The following is a 239-nucleotide window of genomic DNA, read 5'->3' on the forward strand; positions in this document are numbered from 1 at the left end:
CGCTTGCCATGATCGCGCTCGGTGGTATCGCTCTCGTAGGTGCCATCACCTATTTCCGCAAGTGGACCTACGTGTGGACCGAGTGGCTGACCACGGTCGACCACAAGAAGATCGGCGTGATGTACATCATCGTCGCGAGGGTCATGCTGCTGCGCGGCTTCGCCGACGCCATCATGATGCGTACCCAGCTGGCTGCCGCCACCGGGGGCTCCGAAGGCTACCTGCCGCCTGACCACTAT

1 pseudogene is annotated in these 239 nt (G+C 62.3%); it reads left to right on the forward strand.

The window, feature by feature from the left end:
* A pseudogene (locus tag OH705_RS28620) lies at positions 1-239 on the forward strand (cytochrome o ubiquinol oxidase subunit I); the annotation flags it as partial.

The organism is Pseudomonas sp. BJa3, assembly GCF_026343815.1.
Taxonomy (GTDB): domain Bacteria; phylum Pseudomonadota; class Gammaproteobacteria; order Pseudomonadales; family Pseudomonadaceae; genus Aquipseudomonas; species Aquipseudomonas soli.